Source organism: Burkholderia sp. GbtcB21 (genome assembly GCF_019091065.1).
Taxonomy (GTDB): domain Bacteria; phylum Pseudomonadota; class Gammaproteobacteria; order Burkholderiales; family Burkholderiaceae; genus Burkholderia; species Burkholderia pyrrocinia_C.
Genome location: NZ_JAGXKA010000338.1, coordinates 1 through 252, shown reverse-complemented (window position 1 = coordinate 252; position 252 = coordinate 1). Strand labels below are relative to the sequence as shown.

1 protein-coding gene is annotated in these 252 nt (G+C 76.2%); it reads right to left on the bottom strand.

The window, feature by feature from the left end:
- Window positions 1–252: hypothetical protein (locus tag KVT39_RS37070; protein ID WP_217591500.1), on the bottom strand; the 252-nt coding region annotated here is incomplete at both ends.

Genomic DNA, 252 nt, shown 5'->3' with positions numbered 1-252 from the left:
GAGCGACCATGCGATCCGGTTCGCCTCCGCGCGCGTGTCGGCACGCTGGTTCAGCAGCCGCGCGGGCGCCATCGACGCGCTCGTGTCCTGCGGATCGGCCGCGGCCGCGCGGCGCAGCGCGGCGGTCGCCGGCTCGCGACCGCCCGGCGCATTCGACACGATCTGGTAATACTCGGCGCCGAGCGCACCCGACGGCCCACCGTTCGGAAACAGCGCGACGATCCGCCGGGCCGCCTCGTCGGCGCGGCCGCT